14 protein-coding genes are annotated in these 22,741 nt (G+C 49.0%); 9 read left to right on the top strand and 5 right to left on the bottom strand.

From position 1 onward, the window contains the following. The first annotated feature begins 38 nt into the window (after positions 1-38). Positions 39-1,244 (top strand): family 10 glycosylhydrolase, encoded by a 1,206-nt coding sequence (locus tag H6F76_RS20275; RefSeq protein ID WP_190511017.1) that lies wholly within the window; start codon positions 39-41, stop codon positions 1,242-1,244. Positions 1,245-1,300: 56 nt separating this feature from the next. On the opposite strand, the gene H6F76_RS20270 is transcribed toward H6F76_RS20275, so the two are convergent. Continuing rightward, positions 1,301-2,098: a hypothetical protein gene (locus H6F76_RS20270; RefSeq protein ID WP_190511015.1), complete on the bottom strand. Its 798-nt coding sequence runs from the start codon at positions 2,096-2,098 to the stop codon at positions 1,301-1,303. A 592-nt stretch (positions 2,099-2,690) separates the two neighbouring features. On the opposite strand from H6F76_RS20270, the gene H6F76_RS20265 reads away from it, so the two are divergent. The 6 genes from H6F76_RS20265 (at position 2,691) to H6F76_RS20240 (ending at position 13,019) form a co-directional block, all read left to right on the top strand. Beyond that, the gene (locus H6F76_RS20265; RefSeq protein ID WP_190511014.1) at positions 2,691-5,879 is read left to right on the top strand and encodes a GAF domain-containing protein; all 3,189 of its coding nucleotides are present in this window, start codon (positions 2,691-2,693) and stop codon (positions 5,877-5,879) included. A gap of 219 nt (positions 5,880-6,098) precedes the next feature. After that, entirely contained in the window at positions 6,099-7,415 is a 1,317-nt protein-coding gene (locus H6F76_RS20260) for a hybrid sensor histidine kinase/response regulator (RefSeq protein WP_190447884.1), read from the top strand. A 186-nt stretch (positions 7,416-7,601) separates the two neighbouring features. Beyond that, the gene (locus H6F76_RS20255; RefSeq protein WP_190447886.1) at positions 7,602-7,835 is read left to right on the top strand and encodes a Nif11-like leader peptide family natural product precursor; all 234 of its coding nucleotides are present in this window, start codon (positions 7,602-7,604) and stop codon (positions 7,833-7,835) included. Positions 7,836-8,040: 205 nt separating this feature from the next. Beyond that, complete coding sequence (locus H6F76_RS20250) at positions 8,041-10,017, top strand: prolyl oligopeptidase family serine peptidase (protein WP_199322258.1); 1,977 nt, start codon at positions 8,041-8,043, stop codon at positions 10,015-10,017. Positions 10,018-10,415: 398 nt separating this feature from the next. Beyond that, a complete protein-coding gene (locus H6F76_RS20245; protein ID WP_190447887.1) occupies positions 10,416-10,709 on the top strand; it encodes a hypothetical protein in 294 nt (97 codons plus the stop codon). A 228-nt stretch (positions 10,710-10,937) separates the two neighbouring features. Then, positions 10,938-13,019 carry a VCBS repeat-containing protein gene (locus H6F76_RS20240; RefSeq protein WP_190511012.1) on the top strand — a complete coding sequence of 694 codons (2,082 nt, stop codon included), beginning with the start codon at positions 10,938-10,940 and terminating at the stop codon, positions 13,017-13,019. Between the two features lie 162 nt (positions 13,020-13,181). On the opposite strand, the gene H6F76_RS20235 is transcribed toward H6F76_RS20240, so the two are convergent. From H6F76_RS20235 to H6F76_RS20225, 3 genes are read right to left on the bottom strand one after another with little or no spacing between them, the layout of a single operon-like run. Continuing rightward, entirely contained in the window at positions 13,182-14,906 is a 1,725-nt protein-coding gene (locus H6F76_RS20235; protein WP_190511010.1) for an ATP-binding protein, read from the bottom strand. Positions 14,907-14,910: 4 nt separating this feature from the next. After that, entirely contained in the window at positions 14,911-15,483 is a 573-nt protein-coding gene (locus H6F76_RS20230; protein ID WP_190511008.1) for a chemotaxis protein CheB, read from the bottom strand. Continuing rightward, positions 15,483-16,313 carry a protein-glutamate O-methyltransferase CheR gene (locus tag H6F76_RS20225; RefSeq protein WP_190511006.1) on the bottom strand — a complete coding sequence of 277 codons (831 nt, stop codon included), beginning with the start codon at positions 16,311-16,313 and terminating at the stop codon, positions 15,483-15,485. The genes H6F76_RS20230 and H6F76_RS20225 overlap by 1 nt, the downstream gene beginning before the upstream one ends. A 229-nt stretch (positions 16,314-16,542) precedes the next feature. On the opposite strand from H6F76_RS20225, the gene H6F76_RS20220 reads away from it, so the two are divergent. After that, complete coding sequence (locus H6F76_RS20220; RefSeq protein WP_190447897.1) at positions 16,543-16,896, top strand: hypothetical protein; 354 nt, start codon at positions 16,543-16,545, stop codon at positions 16,894-16,896. Between the two features lie 47 nt (positions 16,897-16,943). Here the strand turns inward: H6F76_RS20220 and H6F76_RS20215 are convergent, their stop codons facing one another. Beyond that, on the bottom strand, positions 16,944-20,603 hold the full coding sequence (locus H6F76_RS20215) for a response regulator (RefSeq protein WP_190511004.1): 3,660 nt from the start codon (positions 20,601-20,603) through the stop codon (positions 16,944-16,946). A 435-nt stretch (positions 20,604-21,038) separates the two neighbouring features. On the opposite strand from H6F76_RS20215, the gene H6F76_RS20210 reads away from it, so the two are divergent. Further along, complete coding sequence (locus tag H6F76_RS20210) at positions 21,039-22,283, top strand: HAMP domain-containing sensor histidine kinase (protein WP_242036763.1); 1,245 nt, start codon at positions 21,039-21,041, stop codon at positions 22,281-22,283. The last annotated feature ends 458 nt before the right edge of the window (positions 22,284-22,741 follow it).

Here is a 22,741-nt window from a genome sequence, read left to right as displayed (position 1 = left end):
TTAGTTCTTTTACTTGTTGAACCTTTATTAGCATTGCTATGCCATCTAAAAAAGAAAATAGTGGATGTGGATGTTCAAGTATTCCAATCTCATTCATCCTAGTTGTATTAGGCATTGGCTATTGGGGCTTCACACAGATCGATCGCTCAAAGCTCAATCAATTTTTGACTGCTGCTCAAGAGCCAGCTACTACTACTCAACCACCTATTGCTCCTGTGTTTACTCCAGCGCCCCGTCAGCCTGTAGTAGTTACCAACGCTCCCCCCTCAAAAATCTCTGCTGTTAGACTAACTAAGCCACAAGCTGCACCAGTATCATCAACTCTCAAAAAAAGACCATCACCTCAAGCTCTTTGGGAGAAAAAAGCAATTAGAGGCATCTACTTAAGCCGCTATCAAGCTACTAATAATGCTAGTGAAAAAATGATCCGTGAGCGAGTGCGTTATTATCGCGATCAAGGCATTAATACAATTATTCATGGAGTATGGGGTAACGGCTGCACAATGTATAACAGCGATGTTATGCAGCAGATATTGGGCTACAAAAGTTGCCCTAATCAATTTCAAGATCAGTGGTTAAACTGGCTGATTGATGAGGCTCACAAGCAGGGTATGCAAGTACATGCTTATTTTGAGAAGGGCATTAAGATTGATAAAAATAGTCCGATCTTTGACCTGGCAATCTCTAAACGATGGCTTGTGCCCGGCGTTGATAAAACCTACGCTGGCATTGATCACTACGTTCTGGACATGGAGGTTCCAGAAGTTGCTAACTTTTTCAGAAAGATAGCAGTAGAGTTTGTCCAAAAGTACCCAACTATTGATGCTGTGCAGTGGGATGACTACCTGGGCTACCATGCTGGCTTACCCGGCAAGGTCGATCGCACTGACCGCTTGACTAAGTTTGTGCGACAGATGAGAGCTGAGATGAAGAAAGCTAACCCCTCTGTTAGCTTTGATCTTTGCCATCACAACCCCTATTGGGGCAAGCGTTATTTTGCGGCTGATTGGCAAAATTGGAATGTCGATCGCGTTTTTATTCAAACGTACAATGATGCCAATTTCAACCAGGAACTGGATTATGCCAAGAAATATGCGGGAGTCGCCATTTCAGATCAGCAGTTATATCGTTTGAAGGAACTGGTTAATAACACCAAAATCAAGAGTGTGCTCTTGTTTCCCTCTTCTGGAAAACCCGAAGAAACGGCTGCGCTTGTCAAGAAATTCACCCCAATCAGTAACTAAGACGAGTGCAAAACTGCTGTACGGCACTTACGCTACTTTGTTAGGCTCGCTTGTTGTCAGGCTCGCTTTGCTACAGCGATCGCTCGGTCTGAAACCGCTGCCCCATAATTGGTACTGGGATACTGATCAAGGTGCTGAAAGAGAGTAATGGGCGGTACAACACGGCAGCTAAAAAACTCGATCACGGCTCTGCCATCAGGAAATACTCGTACTTTGGGCGATAGGTCTTTGGGCGGCTCTACCTGCCACTGCCACTGCATCTGAGCCGGTGGGGCGCTGATGAGGCGATGGTGTGACCAATTGCAGGCTTTGCCCAATCGCCCAAATTCTCTCAATTCGCGCTGTAGAAGCGAGGCAATGATAAAGGATGCTGGAGTCCGATCGCCCTGTACAGCTTCCATCAGGTTGGCGAACGCGCCTTCGGGTCGGGGAGGATGGGCACGATCGCTGCTGGCTGCTAGCGCTTTTTCCAGGTGGGCAGTGGTGCTTAACGACTCTGGCACTGCCCAAATGACTCCAATGCCTGCTTCTGGCTGCCGATGTAAATAGCCGACGAGTCGCACCGCTGGCTTTAACGTCAGTCCTGGCAGCTTCATGAGTACTGCACCAGGGTTTGCAGTGCTGATAAACCATTCGCCACGGCTGTTTGGCGCATGCGTCGGCTCTGCCATCGAGCCCCCAAACGTAAACAAATCGCCTAGATCGCTAAGGGAATCTGGTTCTGGGAGTTCTGCCTCGTTGCTAGATGAAGACCACGATCGTGGTTGATTTTCTGAGGTGGGCAGTGCGAATCCGTGCTGCATATGCTGCCGAATTTTTTGAAGCGCTTCGAGCTGAATTTTTTGTGCAGACATAGCGCAGCCAGGTGTCCCAACGCTAAATGAACAAGCAGGCAAACGCGAGCGAAAACCTACTTCACTTTCTAGTGTGCCCAGCTAGCTCGGGATCATTGATACGACTCAGTATTTTGCCCGAAACTATTACGATTCAATTCTTTAAAGAATCGGATCAAGCCTGTAAAACCAAGCATTCTTGCGAAGAGATGGGCACAATAGAGATTAGCAATCTGCATATTTAGCGTTTCTTTGAGACGCTTGTAGCGATACAAGTATCTCTGAGCTTCCTAGGTACAGTCTTCGGCAGCAACAGGGTTGGTCTTATAAGGACTACGCCTTTGAAAATTTCTGCAAGATAGACGCTCTGGCAGTTCTACATAGGGGCTTCATTATGCTGGCGCTCTTTAACTACATACCATAGGTAGTTCATCCTATGTGCTGCCTGATACTCCGTGCTGTGTAGCCTATAACACTTCTAAAGCAGATTCCAACGCTTTAGCGAATGGATCGCGATGTGAACTCAACCGAATTATTTTCTTGATGGGTGCTTAGGTTTGGCTACCATTTGCGATCGGGGACAGGTTGTGGCTGTAAGAACGCTGTAGGAACAATGCTGGAATTTCTCAAAAATCTGCTTTCGCCTGATGGTTATATGCCTCATGGGCAATGCTACCTCTGGCAAACATCGCTGGTTGGGTTGCATGTGGTGAGTGATGCGCTCATTGCGATCGCCTACTTCTCCATCCCAATAATGCTTGTTTACTTTATTAACAAGCGGAAAGACATCCCCTTCTCCTTTGTCTTTGCTATGTTTGGTGTCTTCATTGTGCTTTGCGGCACCGGACACTTGCTTGATATTTGGACACTGTGGCATCCTGCTTATTGGTTAACGGGCGGCGTGCGGGCGCTGACAGCTTTAGTCTCTTGCTACACCGCATTGCAGCTTGTGAACCTGCTACCCCAATTTCTCGCGCTCAAAACACCCGACGCCCTTGAAGCGCTGAACCAAGAACTACAGGCTGAAATCTTGGAACGGCAGCGGGCAGAAGAAGCACTGCGAAATATTGTGACTGGCACTGCTTCTGCTACGGGTAAAGACTTTTTTCCCGCACTGGTCAAGCATTTGGCGATCGCGCTGGATGTACCTCACGTGATCATTTCCGAAGCACTAGGCGATCCGCCTGAACAGCTTAGAGTTCTGGCTGCATGGACTGATCAACCAATTGGAGAGCATTGCACCTTGACTATGGCAGGTAACCCCTGCAGTGTTGTTGTGCAAGGTGCTCAACTCTGTCATTACCCAGATAATTTGCAGCAGCGTTTTCCCAACTCAGCTATCGTTAAAGCGATGCAGGCAGAGAGCTATTTGGGGATGCCCTTACTGGGTACATCGGGTCGTGTTATTGGTAATTTGTGTTTGCTGCACACCAAGCCTCTAGCAGCAGACGAAAGTAAAAATGCCCTCTTTAAAGTGTTTGCTGCCCGTGCGGCGGCTGAACTTGAGCGCCAGTGGCTAGAGCAAGCCCGTAAAGAAGCCTATGAAGCGCTAGAATTTCGCGTAGAAGAACGCACGACTGAACTCCTTGACATCAACACAGCACTGGAAGCTGAAATTCAGGAACGCATTGCAGCAGAAGCAGAGTTGCAGCGGATGGCAGAACGGGAACGTGTCACCACTCGCATCATCCTGCGGATGCGCCAGAGTTTAGATCTGGACGATGTTTTTAGCACTACGACAGTGGAATTGCGGCAAGCAGTGCGGTGCGATCGTGCCCTCATTTATCGCTTTAACCCAGACTGGAGCGGCAATGTTGTTGCTGAATCGGTGGCAGCAGATTGGAAAGCGATCGTGCCGTTTCGCATAGACGATCCAGAGTTAGCAAAGATTGCTATTGATCAGCCAAACTGCGTTGTCAAACGGCTCAATGGCACCGAAAGCTTGATTCAAGACACGTACCTGCAAGGAAACGAAGGCGGGCGCTTCCGTCAGAAGACTGGTTATTGCTCTGTGCCTGACGTTTACGCAGCTGGTTTTGACCCATGCTACCTGGAACTGCTTGAAACGCTGCAAGCGCGTGCCTACGTCATCGTGCCGATTTTTTGCGGCAGCCAGCTTTGGGGACTACTGGCAACCTATCAAAACACTGCTCCCCGCCAGTGGCAAGATGCAGAAATTCGGGTTGTTTCTCAAATCAGCAGCCAGCTTGGGGTAGCAGTGCAACAAGCCGAACTGTTTGCTCAAACGCAGCAACAGTCAGCTGCACTGAGACAGGCGAAAGAAACTGCCGATGCTGCTAGCCGCGCTAAGAGCGAATTCCTGGCAAATATGAGCCATGAGCTACGCACACCCCTTAATGCTGTGTTGGGCTTTACTCAACTGATGGCATGCGACTCGTCGCTAACGCAGACGCAGCAGGAACACGTCCGCATTATCAACCGCAGCGGTGCTCACCTGTTGAAGCTGATTAATGATGTGTTAGAAATGTCCAAAATTGAAGCGGGACGGACTGCTCTGGATGTCAATCGCTTCAACCTGCACCACCTTTTGCACAATCTAGAGGATATGCTGCGACTACGAGCCGAATCCAAAGGTTTACAGCTTATCTTTGCTTGCTCAGATACTGTGCCCCAAGATGTAATTGCTGATGAAGGTAAACTGCAACAGGTATTGCTTAATCTGTTAGGCAACAGCATTAAATTTGCTCAGCAGGGTAGTGTCACGCTCAGGGTTTACGGTAGCGATGAACAGCAGACGACCAACAGCCTCCCTGGTGCGATCGCCTCGCCTGAAGCACAAGCAATGCTGCTGCACTTTGAAGTTCAGGATACCGGACCAGGCATTGCACCCAATGAGCAGCAAAAGCTCTTTAAACCCTTTGAACAAACGAGAGCCGGTTTATCTGCCTCGGAGGGCACTGGTTTAGGATTGGCAATCAGCCAAAAATTTGTGCACTTAATGGGTGGCGAAATCACTGTCACTAGCGAACTGAACCAGGGCAGTACGTTTGCGTTTGCAATTCCAATCAATTATGTCGATGCAATTGCTACTCCAGTCTCGCCGCCGCTTGAAACGATCGTTGGGGTCGCTGCTGGTCAACCAACCTATCGTCTTTTGATTGCTGAAGATAATGTCACCAATCGCTATTTGCTCTCAGAAATGCTGCACATACCAGGCTTTGAATTGAAGTGGGCTGATAATGGGCAGGAGGCGATCGAGCTTTGCAAGCAGTGGCAACCGCATCTAATTTTCATGGATTGGCGCATGCCGGTGATGGATGGGGTTGAAGCAACACGACGCATTAAAGCCGATGCTCAGATAGATCAAACGGTGATTATTGCGCTGACTGCTAGCGCCTTTGAAGAACAGCGGCAGGCGTTTTTAGGAGCTGGTTGTGATGACTTTATTAGCAAACCCTTTCAACGGCATCTTCTCTTTAGCAAAATTAGTCAACATTTGGGCATACAGTATCAGCATGAAGCAGCCGATCGCGATCAAGCAACACTCCAGTGTGAGCCATGTACACCCCTGAAACCTGAACATCTAGCACAAACTAATGCGTCTAAAGCTAATAGTTTGAAGACGGTTCTGGCAACGTTGCCAGAAACATGGAGAGTACAGTTAAAGCGTGCAGCATTAGAAGGCAGTGACTCGCGTATGTTTGAGCTTCTAGAGCAAATGCCAGCGTCACAAGTAGCCTTAAAAGAATCGCTCATTCAGCTAGCTGAGAATTTTCAGTTTGATCAAATTTTGACACTTATTGCTCTGGCTGATGCAATCGGCACTGGCGATTTAGCCTAACCTTTGCAGAGGTTGCTTAAACAAGGTTTCGTAACAAGCCTTTAGTAAGGCTTCGCTATTAAGCTATCTAGACACTGGATTAAAAGGCGTGATCAAATCATTTCTTTAGACAACGCTCGTAAACGAAAACGTTATCCTTTTAGATGCCAACGCTGATTAGGCAAAAGCATCTTTTCAAACGAATGTTAACGAGCATCCTTGCAACGAAAGAGCAGCGTCATGCAATTTAATCTTAGTCAAGCTACCTCAAAAACTGCTGATATTCTCGTTGTTGATGACACCGCAGAAAATATTCGTTTTCTTGCTGCGATGTTGATACAGCAGGGCTATCAGGTTCGTAAAGCTCTTAACGGTAAAATGGCGCTTACGGCTGCCCAAGCTGCTCCTCCAAATTTAATTTTGCTAGATGTTAATATGCCCGATCTGGACGGGTTTGAAGTTTGTAAGCAGCTTAAAGCTGATGAAAAAACAGCAATGGTGCCTGTCATCTTCTTAAGTGCTTTGGATGAGGTGACTGATAAAGTCAAAGCGTTCCAGGTTGGGGCGATCGACTTCATTACTAAACCATTTCAGTTTGAAGATGTTTTGGTACGCATTCAGACCCATCTTAAGATTCAAGAACTGCAATCACAGCTACAGATAAAGAACAGCCAGGTTCAACAAGCACTGCTTGATTTAAAGCAGATGCAGGCTCAACTTATTCGTAAAGAGAAGATGCTTGGTCTGGAGCAGTTAGTAGCTGGTGTTTGCCATGAGTTGAATAATCCCATTGGCTTTATTGTCGGCAATCTCAATCCGGCTCATGAACACATAGAGAGGCTGCTTCAGCTCATTAACCTTTACCAGCAGGAGTATCCAGAGCCATCGCCAGCAGTACAAACTCTTTTGGAAGAAACTGATCTAGATTTTGTTGCCGCCGATCTGCAAAACATCATTCGATCGATGCGGGCAGGGGCAAAACGGGTTAGTTCGATTGTCTTAGCACTGCGAATTTTTTCTCGTTTAGGCGAATCGGATATTAAGGCAATTGATCTTCATGAAGGGTTAGATAGTACCGTACTGTTATTAGGGCATCGGCTGGCTGGCAAAGCAGGTATGCCTGCGATCGAAGTCAAGCGGGTTTATAACGAGATTCCCCTCGTAACTTGCTATGTGGGTGAACTGAATCAGGTCTTTTTGAACCTACTGAACAATGCGATCGATGCACTAGAGCAAAAATTTGGCTCCCCTACAGCGTCGAATCAAAGGCTTGACCAAACGCCCACTATTTGGATTCGTACAGAGTTAAGTCACGCACAGACTGTTACACTCCGCATTCAAGACAATGGCATTGGTATTCCAGAGTCAGCTAAGGCGCGCTTATTTGAACCTTTTTTTACAACCAAACCTGTTGGTCAAGGCACTGGCTTAGGGCTTGCTACCAGCTATCAAATTGTTGTGCAGAAGCACAATGGTCATCTTAGCTATGACTCAACGCCTAATGAAGGTACAGAATTTAGCATGACTATTCCCATAACCTTTGCAGAGAAGCTATAGCGGTGTAGACTTGCCTGACCATCAGCATACAGTTACGCACGGCTTTTCATCCTACTGCCCCAACTCACTGTGTGTTGCTTCTTTCCTAGTCGTACGCGCTAATGTGAGCGAAAATGAGGGCAATATTAACGGTAAGCATCATCGCGAAATTGGTTCGCGGTGCCATAGCGGAAGGAGACTTGGGTCATGTCTACGGAAAGTGCAAATCGGTTTCTTGAGGCAGTTGCGTCTGATGAAACGTTACGTGATCGGTTTGAAGGGGTGACAAACCCAGATGATTTTTTGAAGATCACAGAGCAACTGGGCTACAGCTTTACAACTGCCGAACTGATGGCGATCGCTAAAGAACAGAGTCAGGGCGTATTAGTGAGGCGTGGTACAGGCGTATGGAAATGGCTACGCGGTGTCAACTGGGTTTAAGCTGTCCGTCAGTACAGGCACTCGGTTCGGCGGTGGACATCGGGCTTTAACGTGAGCGCCAGCCAAACGTTGCAGGGTGTAGAGTGGTTGAGAACCGTCGTGCGATCGCTCGTTCAGAGTTTTTGTTCAGAACGTGACTTCAGCGCTGCTTGCCTTGAGGTGCGGTCACTGTTATCTAACTGCTTAACGTTTGTGAGACCGTCTGATGCAACTGGTTCGATCGCTTTTTGCCGTAATTCTGGTAGCTGTTTTCAGCCTGATGCCGATGCCCCTTGCTCAAGCAGCGACCGTTGCCCCAAACGAAAACTTGGTTACAGAAGGTATTCCTGCGATTCCATCAGCGCTAGTGGAAACAGTCAACCGCTACACTGAGTTTCGGTCGGCTGGGCTTTCAAGCTGGCATCCTACCAAGCGAGCCATGCTGATCAGCACGCGTTTTGGTGATGTTCCCCAGATCCATTCTGTGCAGTTTCCCCTAGGCGCACGCAAGCAGTTGACGTTCTTTGCTGAGGCACCTTTTGGCGCCACCTACCAGCCCACAGAGGGTAACTACTTCGTGTTTAGCCGTGATGTTGGCGGCAATGAGTTTAACCAAAATTACCGCTATGACATTGCCACAGGAGACGTAACGCTGCTCACAGATGGCAGGTCTAAAAATAGTCGTGGCGTGTGGTCACAAGCGGGCGATCGCATGGCATATACGTCTACCCGCCGTAATGGTGCCGACACTGACCTGTACATTATTGATCCGCGAACGCCACCGTCTAATCGTCTGCTAGCGGAAGTGACAGGTGGCGGCTGGTATCCGCTGGATTGGTCGCCGGACGATCGCCAGCTTTTAGTGCTGGAGTTTCTGTCAATCAACAAAAGCAACCTTTGGCTGTTCGATACAACCACTGGCGCAAAGAAACCGCTCACTGTGCAAGGGCAGGAACCTGTCGCTTATGGTGGCGGCGTTTTTAGCAAAGATGGTAAAGGGCTATATGTGATTAGCGATCGCGGCTCAGAATTTCAGCGTCTTGCCTACCTGGATCTTGCCAGCAACCGCTATACCGACCTGACCAGCCAGATTCCGTGGGATGTAGAAGACTTTGACTTGTCCGATGATGGTAAACGGCTTGCGTTTGTTACTAACGAAGATGGAGCCAGCGTGCTGCATCTGCTGGAGACAGCAACCCAAAAAACACTGCCTTTGCCAACCTTGCCGCTGGGTGCGATCGCCAGCCTTTCCTGGCATTCTAACAATCAGGATTTAGGCTTAACGCTGATTTCGGCACGATCAACGGCTGATGTTTACTCGTTAAACGTGGCAACTAACACAGTAGAACGCTGGACTGAAAGCGAAACGGGTGGGCTAAACACTGCCACATTCTCGGAACCAGAGTTAGTGCGCTGGCAAAGCTTTGATAACAAGACTATTTCTGGCTTTCTGTACCGCCCGTCGGCTCGCTTTACTGGCAAGCGCCCTGTCGTCATTAACATTCACGGCGGACCCGAAGGACAATACCGTCCGGGCTTCTTGGGGCGTAACAACTTTTATCTTAATGAACTGGGCGTTGCGCTGCTTTTTCCCAATGTGCGCGGTTCGTCTGGCTATGGCAAAACCTTTTTGAAGCTGGACAATGGTTACTTGCGCGAAGATTCGGTCAAGGATATTGGGGCACTGCTGGAGTGGATCGCCACACAGCCAACTCTAGATGCTGATCGCATTTTAGTCACAGGCGGCAGCTACGGCGGCTATATGTCTCTAGCAGTGGCAACCCATTACAGCGATCGCATTCGAGCGGCGATCGACATCGTTGGCATCTCCAGCTTCGTTTCGTTTTTAGAGCGCACTGAAAGTTATCGCCGAGATCTGCGACGAGTGGAATATGGCGATGAACGTGACCCCAAAATGCGTGAGTTCCTGCTCAAAATCTCGCCCCTTAACAACGCCGAAAAGATCAAAAAGCCGCTCTTTGTCATTCATGGTCAGAACGATCCTCGCGTACCGTTGAACGAAGCGACACAGATCGTCGCAACCGTACGTCAAAACAATATACCTGTCTGGTCGCTGGTTGCAAAGGATGAAGGGCACGGCTTTGCTAAGAAAAAGAATGTCGACTTCCAGTTCTACGCCATGGTGCTGTTTATGCAAAATTATTTGCTGCAGGCTGATACCGCTGATGGTGCCCGTCAGTAAACAAGAGTGGGCAATCGGCTGTTAGCCGTTAGTGATGAAAAAATTGGAATTAAGCTATTCAGGCACTGCGATCGTTCGGAGTTGCTACCTATTTCTACGGCTGAAACTATAGTTGCAAAGCACTACGCACAGATTGCTGTCAGCTTTTTGACTTTTAATACGCCACCGTGTAGATTGTAATTAGTCTTAATGCCAGCTTGTGCTCTGCTACGAATAAAGCGGTTGTAAAGGTAAATTACCGTTTACTCCTACAAACTTTGCTGCCTCATCTATGGTGCAAAGTTAGAGCAAAAGGATAAAGGATGAGAGATGAATCGAAGCCCTTGCTCAAAGGAAGCTTCAAAGTTTATGTCTGTTGGTTAATACAACGTTCTTTACCTACCGTTGGAGGTCGCTCTATGCCTGAAAGTTTTTTAGTCTCTGCCAGTAATGCTTCTACCAGTAAGGTTCCTACCAGTAAAGCTTCTGAGTCTCCAGTCAACACAACATCTACGGAAGCAACGCCTGAACGTACATCCGATCGTGAGTCACTACGAATCTTGGTCATCGGTTCGCGTCAAGGCGTGCTTGGTACAATTCAGACGCTCCATCGGCTGCGGTTTGCCGAGGTTCATGAGTGGAGTCCGCTGCTACCAAGTGCCAATCCTGGAGAAGTCATGAGTATTCTTACTCGGTATAGCATAATGACCTAAATGATACAGGCATAATAAGCTGTACTCAGTGGAGCCGCCTTGTGATTGCAGGCATCGTTGCCGATCCGCCTATAGACCATCGTTAGGCGTAGCATGCTTTACAGCGTTTTCGATCGACTTTACCGAATGTTTAAGCTAGAGCAGAAATGGCGCTGCAATCTAGGCGAAATTGCACACTAACAAGTAAAAACGGTATAAAGTGAAACAATAATTTTCTGCTTTATCCAAATGTTTGCCGAATGCGACAGCAGTACGTCCGGCTTAAAGCCTTCGTTTAGTCAGAATTACGGAGCCGCACCGCTAACCACTGACCAACCGCTAAGTTTGGAGAGCGTTGCTAGTGGGCTGGAAACACCAAACTTCAATAGCTCTAGCCTTGCAGGCTCTAGTACTGTTGAGTTGGAGTTGCCGCAAACCGCGATTCCGGCTCCTGCTGCTGCATCACCAGTGCCCTCGAAGGTTGATGTTGATTTTGACGGGGACGGCAAGACCGATCTGCTCTGGCGCAATTATGTCACGGGCCAAAATGCTGTCTGGTACATGAACGGTACGACGCTCTTATCTAGCACTTATTTGGCTCCTGTTGAAGATCCTAACTGGCGCATACAAGGAGCAAGTGATTTTACAGGCGATGGCAAAACGGACATTGTGTGGCGCAACTACGCCACTGGGCAGAATGTGATTTGGGAGATGGATGGTGTAACACTGCGCTCAGGTTTGCCTCTATTGCCCACAGTCGCAGATCTAAACTGGCAAATTCAAGGTACGGCTGATTTCACAGGTGATGGTAAGACCGATCTTCTGTGGCGCAACTACGCGACAGGCGAAAATTCAGTCTGGGCGCTAGATGGCGCTACGTTCCGTACCTCCACATTTCTCCCCACGGTTATTGGGGATAACCTTAGAATCCAGGCAGCCGCAGACTTTAATCAAGACGGTCGGTCAGATATTCTGTGGCGCAACTACTTATCAGGCGAGAATTTTGTCTGGACAATGAATCGTACGACGATCACCAGTACAACCTTTTTACGATCACAGAGTGATTTGAGCTGGCAAGTTCAGGGTGCTGAGGATATCAATGGTGATGGTAAGACCGATCTTCTGTGGCACAATGCTGCCTCCGGAGAGAATGAAGCTTGGCTGCTGAATAACCTGACGTATGCTGCTAACCAGGAACCACAACCCATACTGTCTGTTCGCGATACAAACTGGCAGATTGGCTTGCAGGACACCTTTGCCGCTCCAAGCCGTGTCAAAATTAGCGATCGCACCTTTAGCGGACAAGAAGGCGATGTCGGGACGTTCAAAGTTCAGCTAACTCAAGCACCCACTGCAAATGTGACTCTTACGTTTTCGACGGGTACTTTCATAGTGGTGGATGCCGATGGTAGGGTCGCTAACGGATCGCAAAACACCCTTACCTTTACGCCGCAAAACTGGCGAACCGCACAAACTGTTTCGTTCCTTGCTGAAGCCGATAACTCTAGCGTTGATCGAGTGTTAGGCAATACAGTGAGCTATGCTCTCAGCGGTGGCTTTACGGGTAACGCTGCCTATGAATTGGGACGCGTGACGAACACGTATGCTCCTGACCCCAACAACTTCAACATTGATTTGGATTTTCGCAACGACTCCTCTGGCTTTTGGACTCCTGCAAAGCAGGCGATCGCTCAAAAAGCGGCGGCTGACTGGGCAACGCGAATCGAAAATGAGTGGACTGATTTTCAACTCGACAGCACGATCGGCAAACTCGAAAGCTTTGGCGATCGCACTTATAGCTTCAACAGCAAACGCTACGTTGATGATCTACTGGTTTTTGTCAATCCTTATCAAAGCAGTGGTAGTGACGAACCTGCGATTGGCGGACCCGATTATGAGTTTGGCGGTTGGATTTCTTCCCCTGATGTGATGCCACGAGTGGGACAAATTGCGATCAATCCCAATAGCTTTTCGGCTGCCAATGACCCCTCTGGCTGGCTACTGTATCAGGTCGTGACGCACGAGCTTGGGCACGTACTGGGTTTGGTAGGGCTGAACTGGACTGGCTATAATTTGCAAGATCGCACCACACCGCAGACGGCTGTTTTTAAGGGCAACTATGCCAGAGCCGCTAATGGTGGAAACTACGTCGCACTACAATCCCAGGATGGCGCTAACCCGGTGACAGGCACCTACGATTATTCTCACCCTGCCGACAGCGTAGAATCGATTATGTCGTATGGCTGGCTCTATCGCCTCTATGCCCCTAGTCAGGTAGACTATGCCCTACTTGCAGACAGCGGTTATCGTGTTGACGGGGTTAATGCATAAGTAATCAGGAGTCGGAAGCAATGTTGCTTCTATAGGCACAGGAGCTAATAACGTTAGAAAGCGTCGAGGTCAATCCTTAGCCGAAATTGCTAGTCGTGATTATGTGCCTTTCTTCCAGTCTGCCTGCTGTTCAAACCTAAAGCCAACTTGCTTTTGCTCTGGCTATGAGGCGGCATAAAGGAACGTTGTTAGCATTGCCTGCATCGCATTGCTGGGGGCGTTATCACCATTTCCTTCTAACTCCTTTGCCTCTACCTTAGTGTCTTGGCTCACATAGCCGTTGTGTTCAATAATTGAGCCATCAGTTGTGGGGTCTAAGAGCGGCAGTGTGACAGTGAACGTGGCTCCTTGATTAACACCTGGACTTTCTGCCCGCACGCTACCTTTGTGCTGTTCGATCAGGTAATGGACGATCGCCAGCCCCAGTCCCAGACCATTATGGGGACGACTGGTGGTGCTATCTGCTTGCCGGAAGCGATCGAACACGTGCGGTAAAAAAGCGGGTTCGATGCCCATGCCTGTGTCGCTTACTTGAATCTGAACGGAGCGCTGTTGTCCTTCTGTAAGCGATGGCGGTACAGTAGACAGCCGCACCGTAATCGTATCGTTGGCAGACGTGAATTTAATGGCATTGGTTAGCAAATTCCACACGACCTGCTGCAAACGTACAGAATCACCCCAAACTTGCCCAACGTCTGCATCCAGCTTTGACTCAAGCTGAACGGCTTTGACCTCAGCCAGTGGACGTACCGAATCGATCGCCGCCTCTACAATAAAAAGTGGGTTTAGCGCATGGCATTTCAGCCGTAGTTTGCCACGCACAATCTGAGAGACATCCAAAATGTCATTGATAAGCTGTGCTTGCGCCAGAGCGTTACGTTCGATGGTTTCTAACGCACGGACGATCGTCTCATCGTCTAGCTGGCGACCCCGCAATAAACGCGACCAGCCCAGTATGGAGTTCAGCGGCGTGCGTAATTCATGCGACAGCACTGCTAAAAAATCGTCTTTCATCCGGTTTGCTGCCTCAGCTTCTCGCCGTGCGATCTGCTCTTGAATCACCTGGGCACGAGCTTCTTCTGCCTGCTTACGCTCGGTCAGGTCTTCGATCGTCCCGACATAGCCTGTAAGTTCACACAGGTCAGAAAACAATGGTGAGGAACGAGCAGACACCCAGCGAACTGTTCCATCACGATGCTGGAAGCGATATTCAGTGGCATATTCCGTCACTTGCCCGCTGGTGTAAGACTGCCACTCGTGAGAAACACGATCGCGATCGTCTGGATGGAGCTGCTGAAACCAGCGATTGCCCAACGTTTCCTCTAGCTTGCAGTCGGCGAGCGCATGAAAGCGTGGGTTGGTATACGTGCAGGCACCAGTCGTATCAGTGAGAAAAATGCCCGCAGGCGAACAAGCGCTGAGACAGCGAAAGCGCTCTTCACTTTCGCTGAGTTCATTATTGATAGCAGCGAGTTGGGCGGCTTGCTGCTTCACGGCTTCAGTTTTTCTGAATAAATCAACGAAAACGGTGATTTTAGAGGTCAAAATACTGGCATCGATCGGCTTCAGCAGGTAATCCACTGCGCCTAAGGCATAGCCTTTGAACATAAGCTGTTCATTGGTGCTAAAGGCAGTCTGAAAAATGATGGGAGTCTGGCGCGATCGTTCCCGGCTACGAATTAGCGTTGCCGTTTCAAAGCCATCCATACCAGGCATTTGCACATCCAGCAAAATGACAGCAAAATCCTGGTTGAGTAGGCACCGCAGTGCTTCTTGACCAGAGTTTGCCCGCACTAAGGTTGCGTCTAGGTCGCCCAAAATCGCTTCTAGCGCCAGCAGATTTTCGGGATGATCATCAACGAGAAGAATGTTGACTTGAGGCGACATGGCATTAACTCCTCGCACGGCATAACAAATTCACTAAATAGGGCGCGATGTCTGGGAGGGGTAAAATGGCATCAACCCTGGTCATGTCGATCGCCGCTTGTGGCATCGTTCTCGTTTCAGCCGTTGCCGGATCTTGAACGATCGCCAGCCCACCACGAGCTTTGATGCGCGCCAGTCCCTTAGTACCATCATGATTTGCCCCGGTCAGGATAACACCGATGGTACGATCGCCATAGACATCGGCTGCCGATTCAAACAAGACATCAATCGACGGACGCGCAAAGCAGACAGGTTCATCGACCGAAAGCGCCAGGTAGTCCTGCTCAATCAGCAAGTGATAATCTGCGGGAGCTAAATAGACGTGTCCTGGCATCAACTCGTCTTTATCTTCTGCGTCATGCACTGAGAGCTTCGTGTATTGCTGCATCGAACCACTCATTAAACTGCCAGACTCTTTATGGCGATGCTGTACAACGGCGATCGCCAGCGGGAACGGTGGTATTAACCCTCCAAGCACCACTTTGAGCGCTGAAAAGCCACCTAACGATGTGCCTATAACAAGCAGTTTAAAGTGCATCAGTCGAGCCTCCGATAGAGCCGCTCTCCCTTCGCAATTTCTTCATAGCATTGTTCATACGCAGTCAGTTTCAGTGATTCTCGCTGCCCTAGCCCCAGCACCCCAAACGAACAAAGACTATCGTAAAACAGTTGATGTACCCGTTGTTGCAGTGTGCGGTTGAAATAAATTAAAACATTGCGGCACAAGATGACGTTGAATTCATTAAAGGAACTGTCGGTTGCCAGATTATGGGGTGAAAAAACGATGTTTTCTTTTAGCGAGTTGCGAAAGATTGCATTACCATAGCCAGCCGTGTAGTATTCCGAAAACGATCGCCTGCCGCCTGCTTTTAGGTAAAGTTGCGTGTATTCCTGCATAAGATCGATCGGGTAGATACCCTGCTTCGCCTTCTGTAAAACCATCTCGTTTGTATCAGTTGCGTAAATGCGGCAGCGGTGGTAAAGCCCTTCTTCTTGCAGCAAAATTGCCAGCGAATAGACTTCTTGCCCAGTCGAGCAGCCCGCATGCCAAATGCGAATAAAGGGGTAAGTACGTAAAAGTGGGACAACTGTTTCCCTAAAAGCAACAAAAAAACTAGGGTCACGAAACATTGATGTCACGTTAACCGTTAATCCCAACAGAAACCGCTCCAGACAACTAGCATCATGCAATAGTCGCTCTTGCAGTGCCGAAACAGTGGATAGTGCTTCCGTCGCCAAAACTTTACGGATGCGACGCTTCATTGATGATGGTGCATAGTTTCGAAAGTCGAAACCGTAATAACGGTACACGCCTTCTAAAAGCAACTGAACCTCAATATCTTCTAGGTTGGAGTTGGACAGAGCCATTAGCTGGTATCAAAAACACTGGCTCTAAAGCTATAGTCTGGTGCGAGTTTAAACCTAAATCTATAGCGGGAGATAGAGCAACAGATCATCCCATCGACTCTAGCAGTTGCACGTTTACTCTCAGCACTATCTAAGGATAGAGTCTGGATCTGCAAACGGTTCAACCCAGACTTAACCATAGTGTAGTGACTAAGGCTACCAAGGTTTGCTGGAGTAGAGATAGTCAAACATGATGGATCAAACCGTGATGCATAAGGTGTCAAAAGAGCAAGCGAGAGCAGCACAAAGTTGTGCTAAAAAGTCTGAAGAAAAGGGCAAAAAGGTAGAAGCCTTTGGCAAGATCATTGAAGCTAGTGTTGATCGAGTGACAGAAGCACAAGGTAAGTCTATTGAGCTGGCTGGTAAAGAAACGCAACGCTATGCGATCGCCTCGTATGAACACGCACAGGTCGCCGAGTCTACTGGGTCACAGCAAGAACTTAATCAAGCTGCAGTTGAACACGCCAAAGAAAGCAATGAAGAGGTAAAAGCCGTCAAAGTGTATGGCGAGATTGTGCGAAATCAAAACTGTCAGCGGCGCTAACGTCGGAGTGATCGTTTCTTAAACCAAGCCGCTTGCTATACGTTTCTTTAACGGTAGAGCCAGACCCTTAGCAGCGATAGAAGCTGTTCTGTATCAACGGGTTTAGTAATGTAGTCAGATGCGCCCGCTTCGAGACATTTTTCACGATCGCCCTGCATAGCCTTTGCCGTTAGCGCAATGATGGGTAGTGATCGAAAGGAGTCAAGCTGACGAATTGCCCGCGTCGTTTCATAGCCATCTAGCTCTGGCATCATGACATCCATCAAAATGACATCAATATCAGGGTGGCTTTGGAGTACGGTAATACCGTCAAGCCCATTCTCGGCATACGATACCTGCATCTGGTAACGCTCTAACAGGCTAGTCAGCGCAAAAATATTGCGAACATCATCATCGACAATCAACACTTTTTTGTTTGCCAGCACCGGATCGCTCTGGTGCAGTTGCTCCAGCATTTGTCGTTTTGACTCTGGTAGCGCTGCCTGCACTCGATGTAAAAAGAGGGCAGTTTCATCAAGCAGGCGCTCGGGCGATCGCACATCTTTGACAATGATGGTTTCTGCCAGTCGCCTCAGTTGCGTTTCTTGCTGTTGGGTGAGTTCTTTACCTGTGTAAACAATGATGGGCAGGCGAGAAAACTGCGGCTGTTGTTTAATTTGCTCAATCAAGTCAAAACCAGGCATATCGGGCAAGCCCAGATCCAGCACCATGCAGTCAAAGCGGCTCGATTGCAGCATTGTTAGTGCGTCCGCTCCTGTCCCCACGATCGTGGTCAAAACATCGCCATTGCCAATCAGTTCGCGAATGCTTTGTGCTTGCACCAAATCATCTTCTACTACCAGCAAGTTCTTGACTGGGCGTTCTACAAAGCCTTTGATATCTACCAATGCCTGTGTCAGTGCTTCCGATGAAATGGGCTTTTGCAGGTAGGCGATCGCACCCAACTGCAAGCTGCGCTGCTGCTCATCATCCACTGAAAGAATATGTACGGGAATATGGCGGGTTGCTGGGTCATGCTTCAGTCGATCGAGCACCGTCCAGCCATCCATATCGGGCAGGCGCAGATCTAGCATGATGGCATCGGGCTTAAACAGTTGTGCCAGCGCTAATCCTGGCTGACTACGCAGCGAAGATAGCACCTTAAAGCCCTGCTGACGCGCCATGTCTGTCAAAATGCGGACAAAGTGAATGTCATCTTCAATAATCAGCAGCACACGATCGCCAGACTGAATCAAGGCACGATCGTCATCAACTTCGTTAGGCGGTAGGGGGCGAGGGTCAAGAAGTAAAGGGTCGGTCGGGTCGTTTTGAGTTTTGAGGTTTGATTGAGTTTTGCTAACTGCTGATCGCTGACTGCTGATTCGTGGCTCCTCTCTCCTCTCTCCTCTCTCCTCTCCCCTAAGCTCGAGCGGCAGCACCAGTGTAAATGTACTGCCTTGCCCAGGCTGGCTAGTAAGTTCAATGCGTCCACCTAACCGTTGAGCAAGCTCGCGGCTGATAGATAAACCAAGCCCGGTACCGCCATAACGACGACTAGTGGTGCCATCGGCTTGCTGAAAGGCTTCAAAGATAATTGCCTGTTTTTCAGGGTTAATGCCAACGCCTGTATCGGCAACGGTGAAAGCAACCATCGGTATCGGGCTGGCAAGAGCACTGGGACGATCGCTCGGCGCAATATGCACAGTGACGCTGCCTTGCTCTGTAAATTTAAAGGCGTTTGCCAAAAGGTTTTTCAGAATTTGCTGGAGACGTTTGGGGTCAGTCTGCATTGAGGGCGGCAGTGTTGGCGCTAGCTCGACGCGAAAATCTAGCCCTGCGCCTTGAGCCACCTGCTGAAACGTGCGCTCTAGAAAGTGCTGTAAGTCGGCAAACGGTAGCGTTTCTATATCAACTGAGATGGTGCCAGATTCAATTTTTGCCAGATCAAGGATCTCGTTGATGAGGTCGAGCAAATCGCTGCCAGCAGCATGAATCGTGCGGCTGTATTCCACCTGCTTCTCGGTCAAGTTGCCCTCACCGTTTTCGCCTAGCAGGCGTGCCAAAATGAGCAAGCTGTTCAGTGGCGTTCGCAGTTCGTGAGACATATTGGCAAGAAACTCAGACTTGTAACGAGAGCTAAGGGCAAGCTCTTCCGCTTTTTCTTCGAGCGCCTGTCTTGCTAGTTCAATGGCTTCATTCTTGCGATCGCCTTCTTGCTTTTGTTCTACTAGCAGTTGTGCCTTTTCTTCTAACTCTTCATTCAGTTGCTGCAATTCATCATTGCTCTGCCGCATTTCTTCTTGCTGTTCTTTCAGTTGGGCTTCTGATACTTGCAGCGTTTCGGCTTGTTCTTCTAGCAGGCGGTTAGTTTCCTGAATTTCGTCTTGCTGCTGCTGGAGTTCCTCAGTCAACATCTGCGATTCGTGCAACAGTTCACTTGTACGCAAGTCGGCAGCGATCGTATTAAGCACCACGCCCACACTTTCGCTGATCTCATCTAGTAGTCTCAGTTGAATCGGGCTAAACCGCTGTAAAGACGCTAGTTCAAGGACTCCAGTAACCGCTTGCTCAAACAGGAGGGGCAAGACCACGATATTGAGGGGCGGCGCTGCACCCAAGCCAGAGGCAATTTGGATGTAGTCGCCAGGCACGTCGGTTAGCAAAATGCGCTGTTTTTCCAGGGCGCACTGCCCCACGAGCCCTTCACCCAAACGAAACTGATTTGCCAGATGCTTGCGTTCTTGATAGGCGTAGCTGCTGAGTAACTTCAGCGTAGGAGGATTAGTATCAGTGTCCATCAGATAGAAAACTCCTTGCTGTGCACCTACGAGGGGTGCCAGTTGGGAGAGAAGCTGACGTGCCACTACTTCATTGTTGCGCTGACCTTGAAGCAACCGACTGAAGCTAGCCAGATTTGATTTGAGCCAGGTTTGCTCATCGGTACGCCGACTGGTATCGCGCAAATTGGTGAGCATTTCCCCAAAGGCGCGGGTCAGAATACCGATTTCGTCTTTACGCTGGCTTGTCGGCGCATCTACCTCTAAATTGCCTGCTCCAACTTCAGTAGCAATGGTTGAGATTTGGTGGAGCGGTCGCGAAATGTGTCGTGAGAGTGTCAAGCCAATGATGATTAACAGCAGCGAATAAAGGGGAATGCCATAGATCACAGTATCGGTTGTTTGCTGGGCTGCGACGGTATTAGCGTGCGATCGACGCTCCAGCAAGCGCTGCTCCTCTGCTTTCATTGAGAGCAAGGTATTGTGAATGTCATCCATCAGTAGCTTGCCCCGTTCTGTTAAAACAAGCTGTTGAGCGGCTTCAAAGCCCTTTTGCTGGCGTAGCTCGATCGTTTGATTTAGTTCAGCCATCTTGGCTGCCACCAATGGCTCCAGCGTATCAAGCTTGTTCTGCTGGGTCGGGTTGTCTGTCGTTAGCGAACGCAAGCTGCGGAGCTTGCTGTCCAAGACGGGAACTGCACTTCTATAGGGCTGTAAGTATTCGTCTTTGCCTGTTAGCAAATAGCCACGCTGTCCTGTTTCGGCACTTCTAAGCTGAGACAGTAAGGCTTCAAGCTCGCCGAGCACCGCATATGTGTGGGCTTCATTTGTGGTTGTCTCAACTAGTTGCTTCGTACTGCGGTAAGCGATCGCCGAGAACATTGCAAAAAAGACCACCCCAAGTGCAAAACCGGCTCCAATCTTGGTACCAATCTTTAAACGGTTGAGCATACTGACTGACAAGTGACAATTAACGATAGCGAATATTAGGACATCAAACGCTTCAAACCAGTATTAATTGCTGCTTCAGCCTTCTAAGTAGGGCTAGACGCATGTTTCGGCACCTTACTTTGTAGTTACGTCGCAGCCTCAATGGTCTAAGCTCAATCGCTACCGCTGCAAAAAAACGTTGGTCTCAGTGCCAAACATCTATCCAGACCGGATTCTCATTGTAAGTTCATGGGCTTAAACTCTGGCTGCTGAATAACGGGATGGCAGCATCGTGTTGGACGAAATAGGTGATCGCGCAAGGGCAGTACAAAACGGCTACCACTCTAAACATCTTCCCTAAGGTAGAATGAATGTCTATCTTGGGGAAGAGTAAGGATAAATCGTTTTAGGCGTGTTTTCCGCTAAGGATGATATTCGCGTTTAGTGGGAGCCCATATGACTCTTTCTCAGTTATCACCAATGCCTGATTTAAGCGTCTTGCTGACTGAGCGATCGCAAACCATTACCGCTCAATGGGTAGAAGCGGTTATTCAGGATCAGCAGATCAAAAGTGCTGATCAGCTTTCACCGACTGCCATTCGTGACCACATTCCCCATATTCTTGCAGCCCTGGCAACAGTGCTGGCAGAGACGCAAGAGAGCGATATTGAAACGATTATCAGAGCAAGTCTTCAACATGGTGCCCTGCGAGCCGGACAAGGCTTTGACCCGACTGAGATTGCACGCGAATATCATCTGTTGCGATCGCAAATCATCCATGTTCTCCGCGCCGATCTGCTTCAATGTACAGCCGAGGAAGTATTGCGGGCAGTCGCGCTTATTGATGCTGTAGTGGATGGCGCGATCGCTCAGTGCTTTAAGAGCTATGTTGCTGAGCGCTTGCAAGAGCTGGATAAACTGCGGGGACAGTTGCTGCTTACGAATCAAGAACTCGATCGTCTGGTGCATTCTAGTCAGGAGAATCTGTCTGTTCTCGCCCACGAACTGAAGACCCCACTGACCTCTATCATTGGCTACTCTGAGCTCTTTTTACGGCAGCAACAGCCAGTCGTGCGAGACACGCCGCATAGTCTGGAGCATATTGAGCGCGTTGTGCGTAATAGTCGTCAGCTTTTGCGCTTGATCAATGACACTCTGGAGTTGTCGCGTTACGAAGCGGGTCAAATGCTGCTCCGGCTAGAGCCAACCAATGTCCGTGGCGTTATTCAAACCGTGTTTGAAGTAATACAGCCTTTGGCAGCAGCGAGTGGTTTGCAGCTTTTGCTAGACGATGAGCGGGCCCCCGATCGTGTTGTTACTGATCCGCTACGGCTGCAACAAATTCTGGTCAACCTGATGAGTAATGCCATTCGCTATACCGAGGTAGGTAGCGTGACTTTACAGTGTCGGGTCCTCTCAGATGGTTGGTGGTTGATCGCCGTGATCGATACAGGAATCGGCATTGATGAGGCTAACCAGGCTCACGTTTTTGAACCGTTCTTTCAGGTGCTACCGTCTGAACCCGATCGGCTCACTAACAGTACGGGGCTGGGTCTAGCGATCGTTGCTCGCATGGTAAAACTGCTGCAAGGTGAGATTAGCCTGACCTCGGAAGTGGGTGTTGGCTCTACCTTTACAGTTGTGCTGCCGCTTGAGACGCAAAGTAGTGACGAGCAGCCCAACTCTACCGTCGTGATGTAGCGCTTAAGCCTTGCTATTGATGCGCGTTCAAAGCGCTATGTAGTTGCTAGACCAAAGCCCTCATAGATATGGGAGGGATTTATAGTGGGCAGTCTTCGTTCTCAGTCTTTGTCCTCTTAATGGCAAGCAGGAACCTTTGGAATGCCATGCGTCATACAATTAATGCCGCCTCGCTTCACAATGCCAGTTCTGACGTATCAGCAAATGTTTTGACCCAAAACCATCCTTTTGCTGTCTAACTTTTATCTGCTGCTTGGCGTAACTCTTTTCTTCGGCACTGCTCTGCTCACATGACATTTATACACGTAGCAGCAGTGAAGCAAAATGAGCTCGCTAGCATAGTCTCGATACGATCGCTACATCCACTTGGATGACCCATGCGATTGATTAGATTCTTGTTAGCAGAATGATTAGTTTCTCTTCTCAAAACTATCTGTGACAGTTGCACAACAGACCCT

It is taken from the genome of Leptolyngbya sp. FACHB-321 (genome assembly GCF_014695975.1).
Taxonomy (GTDB): Bacteria; Cyanobacteriota; Cyanobacteriia; order Leptolyngbyales; family Leptolyngbyaceae; genus Stenomitos.
Note: the sequence above shows the minus strand (reverse complement) of the source record. Positions and strands in the feature narration are given on the sequence as shown.